This window comes from Streptomyces sp. NPDC031340, assembly GCF_055569945.1.
Window position 1 is genome coordinate 162,306 of sequence record NZ_JBVIIE010000003.1, and the last position, 16,112, is coordinate 178,417.

At 74.5% G+C, this 16,112-nt stretch carries 11 protein-coding genes and 1 pseudogene; 5 read left to right on the forward strand and 7 right to left on the reverse strand.

Annotated elements, in window-relative coordinates; genetic code table 11:
* Positions 1-84: 84 nt before the first annotated feature.
* Positions 85-1,170, reverse strand: coding sequence for a WD40/YVTN/BNR-like repeat-containing protein (locus tag ACZ5GT_RS03245; RefSeq protein ID WP_469013588.1), 1,086 nt, complete (start codon positions 1,168-1,170; stop codon positions 85-87).
* A gap of 269 nt (positions 1,171-1,439) precedes the next feature.
* Between ACZ5GT_RS03245 and ACZ5GT_RS03250 the strand changes: the two genes are divergently transcribed.
* Positions 1,440-2,024, forward strand: coding sequence for an Rv1733c family protein (locus tag ACZ5GT_RS03250; protein ID WP_469013590.1), 585 nt, complete (start codon positions 1,440-1,442; stop codon positions 2,022-2,024).
* 151 nt (positions 2,025-2,175) lie between these two features.
* Here ACZ5GT_RS03250 and ACZ5GT_RS03255 read toward each other — a convergent pair.
* Positions 2,176-3,831 (reverse strand): annotated as a pseudogene (locus ACZ5GT_RS03255) (acyl-CoA dehydrogenase family protein); the annotation flags it as partial.
* Between the two features lie 71 nt (positions 3,832-3,902).
* On the opposite strand from ACZ5GT_RS03255, the gene ACZ5GT_RS03260 reads away from it, so the two are divergent.
* On the forward strand, positions 3,903-4,646 hold the full coding sequence (locus tag ACZ5GT_RS03260; protein WP_469013592.1) for a PaaX family transcriptional regulator C-terminal domain-containing protein: 744 nt from the start codon (positions 3,903-3,905) through the stop codon (positions 4,644-4,646).
* A 102-nt stretch (positions 4,647-4,748) separates the two neighbouring features.
* Here the strand turns inward: ACZ5GT_RS03260 and ACZ5GT_RS03265 are convergent, their stop codons facing one another.
* Positions 4,749-5,555, reverse strand: a complete 807-nt coding sequence (locus ACZ5GT_RS03265; RefSeq protein WP_469013594.1) for a pectate lyase — start codon at positions 5,553-5,555, stop codon at positions 4,749-4,751.
* Positions 5,556-5,664: 109 nt separating this feature from the next.
* Positions 5,665-6,642, reverse strand: coding sequence for a pectate lyase family protein (locus tag ACZ5GT_RS03270; RefSeq protein ID WP_469013597.1), 978 nt, complete (start codon positions 6,640-6,642; stop codon positions 5,665-5,667).
* Positions 6,643-7,103: 461 nt separating this feature from the next.
* Here ACZ5GT_RS03270 and ACZ5GT_RS03275 point away from each other — a divergent pair, with 461 nt between their 5' ends.
* Both ACZ5GT_RS03275 and ACZ5GT_RS03280 read left to right on the forward strand, forming a co-directional pair.
* Positions 7,104-7,820, forward strand: coding sequence for a hypothetical protein (locus ACZ5GT_RS03275; RefSeq protein ID WP_469013599.1), 717 nt, complete (start codon positions 7,104-7,106; stop codon positions 7,818-7,820).
* Positions 7,821-7,828: 8 nt separating this feature from the next.
* Positions 7,829-12,133 (forward strand): HAD-IC family P-type ATPase, encoded by a 4,305-nt coding sequence (locus ACZ5GT_RS03280; protein WP_469013601.1) that lies wholly within the window; start codon positions 7,829-7,831, stop codon positions 12,131-12,133.
* A 70-nt stretch (positions 12,134-12,203) separates the two neighbouring features.
* Here ACZ5GT_RS03280 and ACZ5GT_RS03285 read toward each other — a convergent pair whose 3' ends face one another.
* The gene (locus ACZ5GT_RS03285) at positions 12,204-13,634 is read right to left on the reverse strand and encodes a nucleobase:cation symporter-2 family protein (RefSeq protein ID WP_469013604.1); all 1,431 of its coding nucleotides are present in this window, start codon (positions 13,632-13,634) and stop codon (positions 12,204-12,206) included.
* Between the two features lie 306 nt (positions 13,635-13,940).
* On the opposite strand from ACZ5GT_RS03285, the gene ACZ5GT_RS03290 reads away from it, so the two are divergent.
* A complete protein-coding gene (locus tag ACZ5GT_RS03290) occupies positions 13,941-14,411 on the forward strand; it encodes a DUF6214 family protein (RefSeq protein WP_469013606.1) in 471 nt (156 codons plus the stop codon).
* A 79-nt stretch (positions 14,412-14,490) separates the two neighbouring features.
* Here ACZ5GT_RS03290 and ACZ5GT_RS03295 read toward each other — a convergent pair whose 3' ends face one another.
* A complete protein-coding gene (locus ACZ5GT_RS03295) occupies positions 14,491-15,162 on the reverse strand; it encodes a TetR/AcrR family transcriptional regulator (protein ID WP_469013611.1) in 672 nt (223 codons plus the stop codon).
* Between the two features lie 245 nt (positions 15,163-15,407).
* On the reverse strand, positions 15,408-16,097 hold the full coding sequence (locus ACZ5GT_RS03300) for an HAD family hydrolase (protein WP_469013616.1): 690 nt from the start codon (positions 16,095-16,097) through the stop codon (positions 15,408-15,410).
* Positions 16,098-16,112: the final 15 nt, after the last annotated feature.

A 16,112-nucleotide genomic window follows, 5' to 3' on the forward strand; every position in this document is an offset into this window, starting at 1 on the left:
CCGCGTGTCCCGGTGCCGGATGAGGGTCCTGTCCGACGATCAGGACCGGACCTCGTCGAATGGAGCGCGGGTCCCACCGACGGCTCACCCCACCACCGCGGCCCGCACGCACAGCACGTCCGGCAGATGGGACGCCAACTGCCGCCAGCTGTCGCCGTCGTCGGCCGACGCGAAGACCTCGCCGTTGCGGTTGCCGAAGTACACGCCCGCGGGGTCGGCGTCGTCGGTGCACATCGCGTCGCGCAGCACGGTGCCGTAGTGGTCCTCCTGCGGCAGGCCCGCCGACAGGGGCTCCCAGCTCCTGCCCGCGTCCGCGGTGCGGAAGACCCGGCACCGGCGGCCGGCGGGCACCCGGTCGGAGTCCGCGTTGATCGGGAACACGTACGCCGTGTCGCCCCGGCTCGGGTGGGCGGCGACCGCGAAACCGAAGGTGGACGGCAGGCCCTCGCCGATGTCCGTCCACTGCCCGCCCGCGTCGTCGCTGCGGTACACACCCCAGTGGTTCTGCAGATACAGGCGGTCCGGGGTCGTCGCGTCCCGCGCGACCTTGTGCACGCACTGGCCGAACTCCGGGTTCGGATCCGGCAGGAACACCGCCGAGACACCGGAGTTGGACGGTGACCAGCTCGCGCCGCCGTCGCCGGTGCGGAACACGCCGGCCGCCGAGACGGCGACCGTCACCGACCGCGGGTCGCGCGGGTCGGTGAGCACGGTGTGCAGGCCCTCACCGCCCCCGCCGGGCACCCACTGCGACCGCGTGGGGTGCTCCCACAGCGGACGGACCAGTTCGAAGCTCTCCCCGCGGTCCTCCGAGCGGTACAGCGCGGCCGGTTCCGTGCCCGCGTACACCACGTCCGGCTCCGCGGCGGCCGGATGCAGCTGCCAGACCCGCTCCAGTGAGGCGCCGGTGTCCTTGGGGAACTTGACGGCCGGCCTGGACGGCTCGGTCCAGGTGCGGCCCAGGTCGTCGGAGCGGAACACCGACGGGCCCCAGTGGGAGCTGTCGGCGCCGGCCAGCAGCCGCGGACGGTCGCCGCGCGTGTCGATGGCCACCGAGTAGACGGCCTGCGCGTTGAAACAGGGGCTGTCGTCGAACTCCCAGGCGCCTCCCCGCCTGCGCCCGATGAACAGGCCTTTTCGTGTGCCCACAGCGAGCAGTACCTCGGTCATGCCGATCACCTCCGGGATGTCTTTCTCTCCACCACGGTCAGTCTGCACCCCGCCACTGACAGTCACCCCTCCCGATGGCGTCGTCGCAGGTGGGGGCGGTGATTCCGGCCCGACACGGCAGACGGCGGGCCCTTCGGCGGCGGGGTGCGCGCGGGCCGCGGGCGTGTGCGGTCCCCGAGCCGGGGGACTCGCCTGAGCATCCGGGGAACCTCGCCCGTATGGGATGGCGGTCGGGGGAGGGTCGTGCGCTCATGAGGAGGGTGCCTTCGATGGCGTTGCGTGGTCCGAAGGTGTGGCTGTGGCGCTGGCGGCGCAACCCGCTCAGGCGCCGCGCCGACGTGGTGGAGGCCTGGGCGGTGCTCGGCACCTGGGTGCTCACCGTCCTGGCGGGGGTGCTCGCCGGTCTGACGGCGACCGGGTCCGTCGAGGACGGGCTGGCCCGGGAGCGCGCGGAGTGGCGTCCGGTCGTGGCGCGGCTGGCGGAGAAGGCGCCCGGAGCGGCACCCGCGCACCCCGGCACGGCGAACCCCGAGCGGGTGTGGGGGAAGGTGCGCTGGACGACTCCGGACGGCTCGGCGCACACCGGCCGGGTCCGGGTGCGGCCCGGCAGCGTCGCCGGCAGCACCGTCAGCGTGTGGACCGACGCGCGGGGCCGGCTGGTGGCCGAGCCCACCACGGTCTCGGAGGCCAGGCTGCGGGCCTCGCTGATCGGCGCCCTGGTGGGCGTGAGCGCCGCCGTGGTGCCGCTGGCCGGCGGCCGCGTCCTGCGGGGCCGCCTGGAACGCCGCCGGATGGACCAGTGGGACGCCGAGTGGGCGCGCTTCGGCCCCCTGTGGGGACGCAAGACGAGCTGACGGGGCCCTCCGGCCGCGCGCGGTGCGCGCCGGGTGACGGGCGCCTCTCGTGCCGGGGGGCGGTGGGCTTCGCGCCCGGCGGCGGTTCCGGGCGGCGGTGCCTTTCAGCTGGGCAACGCTGCCCCTCGTGCCGGGGGCGACAGAACGCCTGCGGCAGCGAGCGTCGCAGGATCGCCTCCAGCGCGGCCCCGTCGGGCAGTGTGCCGAAGGCGTGTCCCCAGTCGCCGCCCAGCCGGGTCGCGCAGAAGGCGTCGGCGACGGCGGGCGGGGCGTGCCTGACCAGGAGGGCGGCCTGCAGCGTCAGGGCCATGAGCTCCACCAGCCGGCGCGCGCCGGCCTCGGAGCCCGTGGCCAGCAGACCTTCGAGCCGGGCGACGGCGGCGTCCAGCCGGGCGTCCGCACCCCGGGCCAGGGCCAGTTCGCCGAAGAGGGCCTGGACAGTGGCCGGTTCACGCCGGAGCGCCCGCAGCACGTCGAGGGCGTTGACGTTGCCCGAGCCCTCCCAGATCGACAGCAGGGGCGCCTCGCGGTAATGGCGGGGCATGCCCGACTCCTCCACGTAGCCGTTGCCGCCCAGGCACTCCAGGGCCTCCGCCGTGAAGGCCGGACCCCGTTTGGTGACCCAGTACTTGCCGACGGCCGTGGCGATCCTGCGGAACGCGGTCTCCTCCGCGTCCCCGCGCACCGCGCGGTCGGCCGCCCCGGCCAGCCGCAGCGCGAGCGTGGTGGCGGCCTCCGACTCCAGCGCCAGGTCGGCCAGCACGTTGCGCATCAGCGGCTGGTCGATCAGCCGCGCCCCGAACGCGCTGCGGTGGCGCGCGTGATGGCCGGCCTCGACCAGGGTCTTGCGCATCAGCGCGGCCGACATCATCACGCAGTCCAGGCGGGTGCAGTTGACCATCTCGATGATCGTCTTGACGCCGCGGCCCTCGGGCCCGACCAGCCAGGCGACGGTCCCGTCGAACTCGGGCTCGGAGGAGGCGTTGGACCGGTTGCCCAGCTTGTCCTTCAACCGCTGGATGCGGAAGGTGTTGCGGCTGCCGTCGGGCAGGACGCGCGGCACCAGGAAGCAGGACAGCCCCTGCGGGGCCTGCGCCAGCACCAGGAAGACGTCGCACATCGGCGCCGACGTGAACCACTTGTGCCCGCGCAGCGTGTACACGCCCTCCTCGGCGGTCGGCGTCGCCGTGGTGGTGTTCGTACGGACGTCGGAGCCGCCCTGCTTCTCCGTCATCCCCATGCCCGCGAGCAGGCCCCGCTTCTCGGTCGGCACCCTCAGGCCGGGCTCGTACTCGCGTCCGGTCAGCAGGGGCTCGTAGACCTTCGCGAGGTCCGGCTGCGCGCGCAGCGCGGGCACGGCCGCGTACGTCATCGAGGTCGGACAGCCGTGCCCGGCGTCGGTGTGCCCCCACACCAGGCCCCCGGCGGTCCGGGCGACATGGGCGCCGGGCCGGTCCTCGGCCCACGGCGTGCCCGCCAGGCCCTCGGCCACCGCGGCCCGCATCAGGTGGTGCCAGCTCGGATGGAAGTCGACCTCGTCGACGCGGTTGCCGTACCGGTCGTGCGTGCGCAGCACCGGCTCGTGGACATTGGCCGACTCGGCCCACTCCTGCACCTCGGCGCTGCCCGCGCGCAGCCCCAGCCGCCTGATGCCCTCCTCGGCCCAGCCCGCCCCCTCCCGGTGCAGCCCCTCCAGCAGGGCGGCGTCCTCGGCGGCGTCGTACGGCGCCAGGGGCGGCGGCTGGTTGGTGACGTCGTGGGTGGCGTACGGCGGCTGCGGCTGCGGTGGCGCGGGCATCGAGACCATGCCGTCATGTTGCATCCTTTCTGCGGCTGTAGCAATGACGCAACAAAAGCCGGCACGTACAGTACGTGCCCATGCGGATGAACGTGCCGGTGCCGCCCGGCGAGGTGGAACTGCGGCCGCTGTCCGCGCGCTCGGTCGTGCTGAGCCTGCTGCTGGGCGCGCACCCCCCGCAGCTCGCGGTCAAGGACCTCGTCCGCGCGGTGGAACCCTTCGGGGTCGGCGGCTCCACGCTGCGGGCCGCGCTCAGCCGCATGGTGGCCGCCGGCGACCTGCGGCGCACCGACGGCGTCTACCGGCTCAGCGACCGTCTGCTGGAGCGCCGGCGGCGCCAGGACGACGCGGTGCGGCCCCGCACGCGCCCGTGGGACGGCGACTGGGAGACGGTGGTCGTCACCGCCACCGGCCGCGGCCCCGCCGAACGCGCCGACCTGCGCGCCCGCCTGGCCGAGCTGCGCCTGGCCGAGCTGCGGGAGGGCGTGTGGCTGCGCCCCGCCAACCTGAGCCGGCCCGTGCCGGACGACCTGGAGCCGGTGGCCCAGCGCTTCACCGCCCGCCCGGAAGGTTCCGCGGCCGCGCTCGCGGCCCGGCTGTGGCCGCTCGACGCCTGGGCCGCCACCGCCCGCGCCCTGCTCGCGCACCTGCCCGGCGCGCACGGCCCGGCCGACCGCTTCACCGCCTTCGCCGCGGTCGTCCGCCATCTGCTCGCCGACCCCGTGCTGCCCGCCGAACTCCTCCCCGCGGACTGGCCGGGCGCGGCCCTGCGCGCCGCCTACGCCGAGTACCGGCGCGAGATCGCCCGGTCGGTGGGGCGGTGAGGCCCCCAGGGGGACCCGTCCGCGCGGGGTGATGACAGACGGCCGTACGAAGCGCCGTGCGGGGGCGCTTCGTACGGCCGGGATCACCGTGGGGGCGTGGGCCTACTTGTAGGTGATGTCCGAGGACGAGTACTTGCAGTACGTGCCGTCGGCGTCGCTGCCGTTCTTGGGCGGTTCCGCGCCCGTGTTGTTGCCGATGTACTTCTGGCAGGGCACGATCTTCTTGCTGCTGTCCCCGATGATCGTGATCTTCTTCAGGGTCGCGCTGTCGCCGTAGTTGGTGTTGATCCCGACGAGTGCGCTGCCCTTGTAGGTCGCCTCGATGGTGTTCAGGTTGATGGTCCGCTTGTACTGCTTGGAGCAGTTGCCGCACGAGCGAACCAGCTTGCCGAAGTTCTGCACGGCGAAGTTGGAGACGTTGAGCGTCCCGGCGCCGTTGAACTGGAACACCTTGTCGCTGGCCTCCTTCGCGCCACCGCCGGACACGGTGTACACGTTGGACGACGACGAGCCCAGGAACGTCGCCGCGTCCTCGCCGACGTCCTCCCACCACACGTTCTGCAGCGTGCAGCTGCCCAAGCAGTGGATGCCGTCGGCGGCGGGCGCGCCGATGATGACGTTCTTCAGTACCGCGCCGGGAGCCAGTTCCAGGATCGGGTCCTGGCTCTCGCTCTGACCGCCGGTGCCGAGATCGCCGCTGCCGTAGAGGCGCTTCATCCCGTAGTCCTTGGTGCCGGAGACCGGGATGGTGGCGGTGACCGCCTGGCTGCCGTTGGCGGTGGGCCAGGTGGCCGCGGCGGCCGGGGTCAGTGCCCCCTCTGCCATGATCATGACAGCGGAGAGTCCGACGGCGGCCAGTGCCCCGGTCAGGGCGCGCCGGCGAGCGCGTGCAGGTGCTGGTGAAGCCATGTCCCTATGCCTTCTTCCAGTTGGGGGGTGGACAGGTGGGGGGTGTGGACCGGTACGTCGACCGGTGGGGATCCGGCAGGGGGTCCGGCGGGGGATCCTTGAGCGCGGGTCAGATCTTCCCGGCGCCCGCGCCGGAGGTCACCGAGGACACCACGCTCGACGCGGGCTCGGCGGTGTAGCTGTAGGGCGGGCTGGTGAACGTGCCGACCTGCGAGATCTCGGTGGCGGCTCCGCCGAGGTCGTTGCCGCGCAGGTTGGCGTACCCGTCCTGGTCGCTGTCCCGGTTCGTGGTGACCGCGACCTGCGTCGAGCGGAAGACGTTGTTCTCGACCAGCATCTGGGCGCCCATGCGTGAGTGGCAGGCGGTCGAGGCTCCGACGACGTAGTTGTCGTAGAAGTGACCGGTGCCGAAGCGCAGGCTGGGGGTGCGCGAGTTGACGTTGTTGAACCAGTTGTGGTGGTACGTCACGTGCAGGTGCCCGGTGTCCTCGCTCGCGTTGCTGTCGCTGTGGCCGACGAGCGAGGCCTTGTAGTGGTCCTTGAAGGTGTTCCAGGACACGGTGACGTTGTCCGAGGCGTGCGTGATGTCGAGCAGGCCGTCGTAGTAGTCCTTGCCGTGGTCCAGGTCGGACGACAGGGTGTTGTGGTCGATCCACACCTTGGTCGACTGCTGGACGGTGATCGCGTCGGTGCCGACCGCCTTGCTGATGTTCAGGTTGCGGACGACGACGTTGGTCGCCTTCTTCAGCCGCAGCCCGCCGCCGGTGAACCCGGACGACGAACCGACGCCCAGGACCGTGGTGTTGGACCCGACGTCGACCTGACCGCTGAGCGAGATGGTGCCGTTGACCTTCACGACCTTCGCCGTGCTGCCGCTCACGGCCGACTTGAAGGCGTCCAGCGTCGAGACGGTGACCGCCGTGGCGCTGCCGCCGCCGGTCGTCCCGGCGCCGTAGCCGATCGGCGACGACTCGGCCGCGCCGGCCGACTGCGGCAGCGCGAGGACGGCCGCCGTCGCGAGGGCGGCCGCCGCGGCCGTCACCAGTGAGACCCTTTGCGCGTGTGTACGTGGGGGGCGAGTACGCATGCGGGTGCGTCCTTTCAGAGGACTTGATCGACGAGTACGTGAACGATGTTCGCCATGTTGAACGCCGCGCGCGGACAGAGTGGCCTTTGGGGCCCTGTAGGGCACCTGTCGGTCACGCTGTTGAACGGACCGTAAGGGGTAAGCGCTTTCTGGTCAACGCTTCGCGCGGAACACATTCGGCCGTCCCTGGTCGGAACGGGGGTGAGCCGGGAACCGGGGCGGTACCGGCGCGGTACCGGGGTGGAGGGCGCCGAGTCGTCCGCGGGAGGGAGGCGTGGGAGCGCTCCCCCAGGCCGGGGCGGTCCGGTGCCGTGAGCGCTCCCTCCGACGCCGCCCGGACCGGCGGCCGACGGCCGCGGCTTCACGGTCGCCAAGGGAATTCCGACCAGCACGGATGGGGTCGCGCATCCCGGGAACTCGGCTGGCCCACGATCCGGATCAGCTCGGGAGGCGACGACGTCATGGCAGGGGAGAAGTCGACGAGTGACCTGCCGGAGCCACTGCGCACCACCGTTTCGGTACTGCGCAAGGTGCCCGGCGTCGGGCTGCTGGAAAGGGCGGCCCAAGGAACGCTCGACAAGGTCGAGGAGATCACACCCCGGGGCCGGCGGCTGGCGGTGTACACCGGCGCCGGAGTCCTCGGCATCGCGGGCGTGGTGGAGTGGCCCGTGGCGATCACCGGAGCGGCGGTGGCCTGGCTGACCCAGCCGCGCCACGAAGAAGAGCGCGGCCCTGAAGACGGGGAGGCGGCCCGGGCGCCGTCCGCGGCCGAACCGTCCGAGGCGCCCGAGGCAGCCGAGGTCTCAGAGACCGCAGCGGCGGGGGAGACCCCCGAGGCCCCGGAGGCCCCCGGCGTCTCCGAGCCGACCGCGGCGGAGAGCGCGGAGATGGCGGAGACGGCGGAGGGTGCCGCGGTGCCGCCCGCGCCGGCCCACGCGGTGCCGACGCCCCCGCCCTCCGCCCCGCCCAGGGCGGCCGCGATGGCGTCCACGCCGTCCGACAAGCTGCCCACGCTGCCCGCCGGCACCTCGGCCCCGAAGCCGTCCCAGACGCCGGCCGCGAAGGCCCGCGCCAAGCGGGCCGGCGGGACCAAGGCCGGGACCAAGGCCAAGGCCAAGGTCAAGGCGGCCGCCGCCGAGACCGCCCCGACCGCGCCGCGCGGCCGCGGCAAGGGCTGAGGCCCGCCATGGCGCTCGGACTGCCGAGGATGCCCTCGGCCGTGGCCGGCCTGGCGCTGGCGGGCCCCCGGCTGCTGGCGCAGGGCACCGCGCCGGCCGCCGGGGCGGTGGCCGGGGCGGTGGCCGGAACGGCCAGGGCGGGCGTACGTGGCGCGGACGCCGGCGTCAGAGTCACCCGGGTGGCCCGCAACGCCCTGCCGGGCGGCCATCGCCACTGGCGCTCCGGACGGCGTGCCCACCTCGCGCTGCGGCCCGCCGATCCGGACGTCGTGCGGCGGGCGGGCGGGACGGCGCAGGTGGCGCGGCGGGTGGCGAAGGCCCTGGCCCAACGGCCGGACGTCGCCTACGCCTACTGGGACGGCGGACTGGCCCGCCTGGTGGTGGCCGCCGGGGAGGACGCCGTGACCGACCGGGTCCTGGAGCGGGCCACCGACCTCGCGGAACAGCACGGCCTGGGCGCGGACGACGAGGCGGTGGAGGAGTTCCCGCACCCGGGCGACCCGGCCGGAGTGCGCACCGCCGCGGCGGCCCTGCTGGCGGACGCCGCCGGCATGGGCGCCGGGCTGGCCGGATACGCCCTGCGCCTGCCTGCCTCGCCCCGCCTGGTGACGGCACTGGTGACGCTGCTGCGCGAGAACCCGCGCTTCCGCCGTCTGCTGCGGGAGCGTTACGGCCGTTCCCGCATGGACCTGCTGCTGGCCTCCGTGAACGCTGTCGCGCACGGAGCGGGCCAGACTCCCACCGCCCTGGCGTTGGACGGCGCCCTGCGCGCCTGCCAGCTGGGCGAGACCGTGGCGCGGGCGGCCGCGTTCGACACGCTGCACGACCGGCTGTGCGTTCCCGACCGCCCCGGCGTGCCGGCGGGCGCCTGCCCGCGCCCGCCCCTGCGCGGCTCCCCGGCTCAGGAGTACGCCACCCACGCGGGCACCGGCAGCCTGCTGGGTGCCGCGGCGACGCTGCTGGTCAAGCACGACGTGACGGAAACCGCCGAGGCGGTGCTCGCGGGCTCGCCCAAGGCCGCGCGCTACGGCCCCTCCGCCTTCAACGCCGTCCTGGGCGGCATGCTCGCCCGCGCGGGCATCCTCGTACGGGACACCGAGCGGCTGGGGCAGCTGGAGACGACCGAGTCGGTGCTGCTGCACCCCAGCGCTCTGCGCGGCCGGGGCGCGGGCGCCGACCCGTGGGTCGAGGCAGTCCTCGACGCGGCCCGCACCGCCGGACTGCGCGTCGTGGTGGTGGACGACCCGGCGCTGGCGGATTTCACCACCCTCGCGGACCACCTGATACCGGCCGACCGTCCGCTGCGCGAGGCGGTGGACGTCCTGCGCCGGCGCGGCGGCGTGCTGACCGTCGCCCGGCCGGAGCGGGCGGAAGCCGCCGACGAGTTGTCGGGGCTGCTGGCCGGCGACGTGGCCGTCGCGCTCGCGGACGGGGACGCCCCGGTGGTGTGGGGCGCCGACGTGGTCGCCCCCGGCGGCCTGCCGGACGTGTGGCGGCTGCTGACCGCGGTGCCGGCCGCCCGCGCCGTCGGCCACCGGTCGCAGACCCTGGCCAAGTCCGGCGCGGCCCTGTCCGGGCTGCTGGTGGCCATCGGCGAGGCCCGCCGCGGTCGCCGCGGCCGCGTCATCCCCGGGCTGCGGCACATCCCCGTCGACGCGAGCGCCGCCGTGGCCCTGCTCGGCGGCGCCCGGGCCGCCCTCGGCGTGGCGGTGGCCCGCGCCCCGCATCCCCGGCCCCGGGTGGCCTGGCACGCCCTGTCCCCGGGGGACGTGGAGAGCAGGCTGGCGGACACCCACGAGGAACCGCCGGGCACCTACGAGGACGCGGCCTCCCGGATGCGCCGCGCGGCCGGCGCCGCGGGCCGCGTCCCCGCGCTGGCGCCGGCGCGGTGGACGTTCCAGCTCGCCCGCGCGGTACGCAGCGAACTCCACGACCCGCTCACCCCCGTCCTCGCCGTCGGCTCGGCGGCCGAGGCGATCCTCGGCTCCGCCGCGGACGCCCTGCTGGTCGTCGGCGCACTCGATGTGAACGCCCTCGTCGGCGGCGTCCAGCGGCTGCGCGCCGAGCGCGCGCTGTCCGGGCTGTTCGCGGAACACAAACAGAAGGCCCGCATCGCCCCGGAGGACGAGGAAAGGGCGACGCGCACCGTGGACGCCGCCAAGCTCCACCCCGGCGACGTGATCGCGCTGCAGGCGGACGACGTCGTGCCCGCCGACGCGCGGCTGCTGTGGGCGGACGCCCTGGAGGTCGACGAGTCGGCCCTCACCGGCGAGTCCCTGCCCGTCGACAAGCAGACCGAGCCGACCCCGCGCGCCGCCGTGGCCGACCGGCGGTGCATGGTCTTCGAAGGCACCACCGTCGTCGCCGGGCACGCCCGGGCCGTCGTGGTGGAGACCGGCGAGCGCACCGAGGCGGCCCGCGCCGTCCACCTCGCCGCCCGCACCCCGCCGGCCGCCGGGGTCCAGGCACGCCTGCAGGAGATCACCCGCAAGACACTGCCGCTGACCCTGGCCGGCGGAGCCGCGGTGACCGGGCTGTCGCTGCTGCGCGGCACACCCATCCGCCGGGCCGTGAGCGGCGGTGTCGCGGTGGCCGTGGCCGCCGTCCCCGAGGGGCTGCCGCTGGTGGCCACCGTGGCGCAGCTGGCCGCCGCCCGCAGGCTCAGCCGGCGCGGCGTCCTGGTACGGGCCCCGCGCACGCTGGAGGCGCTGGGCCGGATGGACACCGTCTGCTTCGACAAGACGGGCACCCTCACCGAGAACCGGCTGCGCCTGGTCCGGGTGGCCGACGCCGACGGCACCGTGCACTCCCCGCGGGAGGCGGCTGACAACACCGTGCTGCGGACCGCGGCACGCGCCTGCCCCCGCCTCAACGGCGGCTCCGGCCGGCCCGTGCACGCCACCGACGGGGCGGTTCTGGACGCGGCCGGCGAGGACCCGGAGTGGACGCAGACCGAGGGCCTGGCGTTCGAGGCCGGCCGGGGCTACGCCGCCGCGGTGGGGCACGCCGCGGACGGCACGCGCCGGCTGGTGGTCAAGGGCGCCCCGGAGACGGTCCTGCCGCTGTGCGCGGACCTGGCCGGCACGGCGTCCGACACCGCCCACGCGCTGGCCCGCGACGGGCTGCGCGTGCTGGCGGTCGCCGAACGCGTCCTCGACGACGCCGAGAAGGACCCGGACGTGCTCGGACAACCGCTGGAGCAGCTACGGTTCACCGGGCTGGTGGCGCTGGCCGACGTGCCGCGGGCCACGTCCACCGAACTCGTGCGCGGGCTGCGCGAGGCGGACGTGCGGCCGGTGATGCTGACCGGCGACCATCCGCAGACCGCGCGGGCGATCGCCGTCCACCTGGGCTGGCCGGAGGACACCGAGGTGGTCACCGGCGACGAACTGGCCGCCGCCGACCGGTCCGAGCGGGCCCGGATGCTGCGCGACACCGGCGTCGTGGCCCGGGTGGCGCCCGAGCAGAAGCTCCAGGTCGTGGAGGCCCTGCGGGATGGCGGCCGGGTGGTCGGCATGGTCGGCGACGGCGCCAACGACGCGGCCGCCATCCGCACCGCCGACATCGGCGTCGGCCTCACCACCCGTGGCTCCGCCGCCGCCCGCAACGCCGCCGACATCGTCCTGACCGAAGACGACCTGACAGTGCTCGTCGAGGCCGTCCGTGAGGGGCGCGCCCTGTGGCACAGCGTCGCCGACGCGATCGCGATCCTGATCGGCGGCAACGCCGGCGAGATCGGCTTCGGCATCCTCGGCACCGTCCTCGGCCGTTCCGCCCCGCTGTCCACCCGGCAGATGCTGCTGGTGAACCTGTTCACGGACCTGTTCCCGGCGATGGCCGTGGCGGTCACCCCGCGCGAGGACCATGAGGACCCCGAGCATCCGCTCGGCACCTCCATGCTCGGCACCCCGCTGATGGAGCAGATCCGGCACCGCGCCCTGACGACGTGTCTCGGGGCCACGGCCGCCTGGCTGTTCGGCCGCTTCACACCGGGCACCGCGCGGCGCTCCACGACGATGGCGCTGTGCGCGCTGGTGGGCACCCAGCTCGCCCAGACCCTCGCCGACCGCCGCGACAGCCCGCTGGTGCGCGCCACCTCCCTCGGCTCCGCCGCCGCCCTGGTCGCGCTGGTGCAGGTCCCGGGGGCGAGTCACCTGTTCGGCTGCACGCCCCTCGGCCCGTTCGCCTGGGCCGGTGTGCTCGCGGCGATCGGGCTCGCCGTCACCGGTCAACGCGCCCTGCCGAGGCTGGAGGAGACGGTCCTGCGGCTGGCCGGCCGCCCCGCCGCCACGACGCCGGCCGCCGCCGGGTGAGGTGACACAGGTGCCGGCCGTCGGACGTCCGTACGTCCGACGGCCGGCACCCGGCTGCTCGGCCGCGGACCTACGAACCGAGCTGAGGCTCGGCCGTCTGCGGCTCCTTCGCCCCGACGGCCTCCTCCGGGGACGGCCCGGCCGGCTCCTCCCCGCCGCCGACCGGCAGGCCGACGGGGTCGGGGAGGGCCGGACCTGCCTTCCCGGGAAGGTGGTTGAAGAGCAGGTTCAGCACGATCGCGGTGAGGCAGCCCGCGCTGATCCCGCTGTTCATGACCGTCTGGAACCAGTCCGGGAACTTCTCGTACGCCGTCGGCACCCCGACCGGCAGCACGCCCATGGCCACCGAGACGGCCACCACCGTCAGGTTGCTGTTGCCCTTGAAGTCCACCTCGGACAGCGTCCGCAGGCCGCTCGCCGCGACCGTCCCGAACATCACCAGGCCGGCGCCGCCCAGCACCGGCGCCGGGATCGCCGCGACCACCGCGCCGAGCTTGGGCAGCAGGCCGAGCAGGACCAGGATGCCGCCCGCCGTGGCGACGACCCAGCGGCTGCGCACCCGGGTCATGCCGACGAGGCCCACGTTCTGGGCGTACGCCGTGTACGGGAAGGTGTTGAAGACGCCGCCGAGGACGGTGGACAGGCCGTCGGCGCGCAGCCCGTCGGACAGCGAACGCGGCTGCACCTTACGCCCCGTCAGCTCGCCGACCGCGATGAGGTCCCCGGTCGTCTCGGTCATCGTCACCAGCGCCACCACCAGCATGGAGACGATCGCCGACGCCTCGAAGGCGGGCATGCCGAAGTGGAACGGCGTGCTGACGCCGACCCAGTCGGCGTCCGCGACCGCGCCGAAGTCCGTGAAGCCGAAGGGCACCGCCACCACCAGGCCCACCGCGATGCCGGTCAGCACCGCGATCCGGCGCAGGAACGCCGGCGCGAACCGCTGCACGCCCAGCACCACCACCAGCACGAAGAGGGCCAGGGCGAGGTTCTTCGGCTCCCCGAAGTCCTTCGAACCGACGCCGCCCGCGGCCCAGTTGCCCGCGACCGGCAGCAGCGAGATGCCGATGATCAGGATGACGGTGCCGGTGACCAGCGGCGGGAAGAAGCGCAGCAGCCTGCCGAAGACCGGCGCCAGCAACATGATCGCCAGCCCCGCGACGATCACGGAGCCGTAGACCGCGGGCAGCCCGCCACCCGTCGTGCCGATGAGCACCATCGGCGACACCGCCGCGAACGTGCAGCCCTGCATGATCGGCAGCCGCACGCCGAACCGCCAGAAGCCCACACACTGGATGAGCGTGGCGATGCCGCACACCAGCAGGTCGGCGGTGATCAGATACGCCAGGTCCGCGGGCGACAGCTTCATCGCGCTGCCCACGATCAGCGGAACCGCGACGGCGCCCGCGTACATCGCGAGCACGTGCTGCAGACCGAAGGCGGCCAACTGCCGTGCGGGTGGTACTTCGTCGACGGGATGGAGGGGAGCGGTCGTCGTCATGGGCACTCCAGAGCGGCGGCGAGGAGGAATGAGAATTCCGGACAGCACGAGACCGTATGCGGCTTGAACAGTTTGTTGATTTCTGGCCTGTTGCCGCCCGGTGTCCCGACCCGCAGGTCCGGCGCCGGTCCGATGTCGGTCCGCCGGTGCTCTGCCGGCGCTCCGCCGGGTGCTCCGCCGGCAGGGTGCCGTGCGCGGTGCGACGGCGCGTTCTGTTCCTGCGTTAAGTGATGATGCGGTTACGTTGCGTATGTGCTGAACGCATCATTTCTTGATCTCTCCGCTCGTCGCCCCACGGACGGCACTGTGTCCGTGCGGCCCGCCTGGAGGCTGCGGGAGAGCGAGGGCCCGGTGACGACGGCCTGGTTCGAGGTCCGGCTGACGTTCGACGACGGCGCCCGGGTCGACGCGCTCGCCGTGGTCCGGGACGGAGGCGTGTGCATCGAGGACGTGAAGGCGCAGCCGGCGCTGTCCCTGGACGACCTCGCGGTGCTCGCCGACTGGCTGGAGGATCCGCTGGCCGAGGCGTGCGGCGCGGACGGCGAGCCGCTCTGCGCGCCGGGCGAGCCCTCCGGAGCGCGCCGGGCCCGCCCGGCGCCGCGCGGCATCGAGGAGCGGTGGCTGGTCGCACGGGAGTACCGGGCGGCCCAGGCGCGGGGCGCCGATCCGGTCCTGGCGGTGATGTGCGCGACCGGCCACAGCCGCCGCACCTCGCTCCGGCTGATCGGCCGGGCCCGGGACGCGGGCCTGCTGACGCCACGTCACACGCGACGCTGACCGGCCCGCCCGTCCTGCGGTCCGGCCGTCGCTGCTCGCCGTCGGACTGCTGACCGTCGGACTGCTCGCCGTCGGACTGCTAACCGTCGGACTGCTCGCCGGTGGCGAAGTACCGCGACAGGTCCGTCTCGCACGACGTCTCGCCGGACACCGCCCCGGCGTCCGGCGGGAAGCCCATCTCCCAGTCCAGCCGGTAGCGCTTGAACAGCTCGGCGCGCAGGGTCGCCGGCGGCATCGGCACGTTCGGCAGCACCATCGCGTAGACGGCGCCCATGAGCAGCGAGCGCAGCATCGGATAGTCCGCGTCGACGTCCGGCGACCCGTGCCGGGCCGCCGTGTCCCGCAGCAGCTCGGCCAGGCGCTGCTGCTCCGGGCACTGCACGAAGCCCTCCGCCTGCAGCATCCCCGCCATGTGCTGGCGCATCAGCACCGGCCGGTCCCGGGCCAGTCCCAGGATCGCGTCGATGGCCCGCGCCATCCGCTCACGGCCGTCCTCGGTGCGCGGCTCGCGCTCCAGCCCCTCCTCCAGCGTGCGGTGCATCAGCCGGTGCACCGCGGACTGCACGAGCTGGCGCTTTCCCGGGAAGTAGTACGACACCAGGCCGCGCGCCGAGCCCGCCCGGTCCGCTATGTCGGCGAGCGTCGTGGCCTCGTAGCCGCGCTCTCCGACCAGCTCGACGGCCGCCTGCAGGAGCCGCTCCCGGGAACGTCTCCGCAACTCTTCATTGACCGAGGCGCTGCGCGGGGACATGCTTGACTCCTGCGTTGACTGGCTGCCAGCCAACTATACTCAGCTGGTCCGCATCGGCCCCCAGAGGGCTGTTCAGGGCTGCCGTCCGTCTGGGGCGACGCGGGGGATCGTCTCAGGCGGGCGGCTGATTCGTCAGCGGCCGTCAGGTCGGGCGGCCGGAGCGCCGGCCCGACCCGACGGCCGCGCGGGCGCCGGACCGTCCGGAGCGCGGGGCGGCTCCGGGCTCCGTCCACGCGGCTCGGGGCTCAGCCCACGAGGTCCAGTACCGGCCGCAGTCCGTCCGGCCGCTGCCCGGCGGGCAGATGGTCCACGAAGTGCACCCGGCACCCCAGGGCCGCCGCTCCGCCGTCCGCCCGCCGGTCGTCGCCGACCATCAGCGTCGCGGCCGGGTCGGCGCCCAGCGCCTCGCAGGCGGTCGCGAACAGCCGGGGATCGGGCTTCTGGACGCCGTGCTCGTACGACAGGACGTAGGCGTCCACATACCGGTCGAGGCCGTGCTCGCGGAAGACCGGGCGCAGGTCCCAGCCGATGTTGCTGACCACGCCCACGGCGATCCCGCGCTCGCGCAGCGTGCGCAGCACCTCGGGGGCGTCGGGGTAGCAGCTCCACGCCTGCGGCGTCATGTGCCGGTCGTAGAGGGCGTCGTACAGCTCCGGCTCGGGGAGCGGGACCTGCCGGGCGAGCGCGGTGTAGGCGGCGCGGTGTTCCCCGGCGCTGCGATCGCGCACCGTCCACAGTCCGGCCGCCTCCGCGGGCACCCGCACCGGGGCCGGCCCGCCCGGCAGCGCCCCCGCCGCCTCCAGGGCCCGCGCCGTCCGCGCCACCTCCGGCTCCGCCGGCGTGATCCCGGCCTCGTCCAGGACCGCGCGCAGCCAGGACTCGGCGGACTCGATACGGAACAGGGTGCCGGAGAAGTCGAACAACACGGCGGTCATGAGCGGATCCTACGG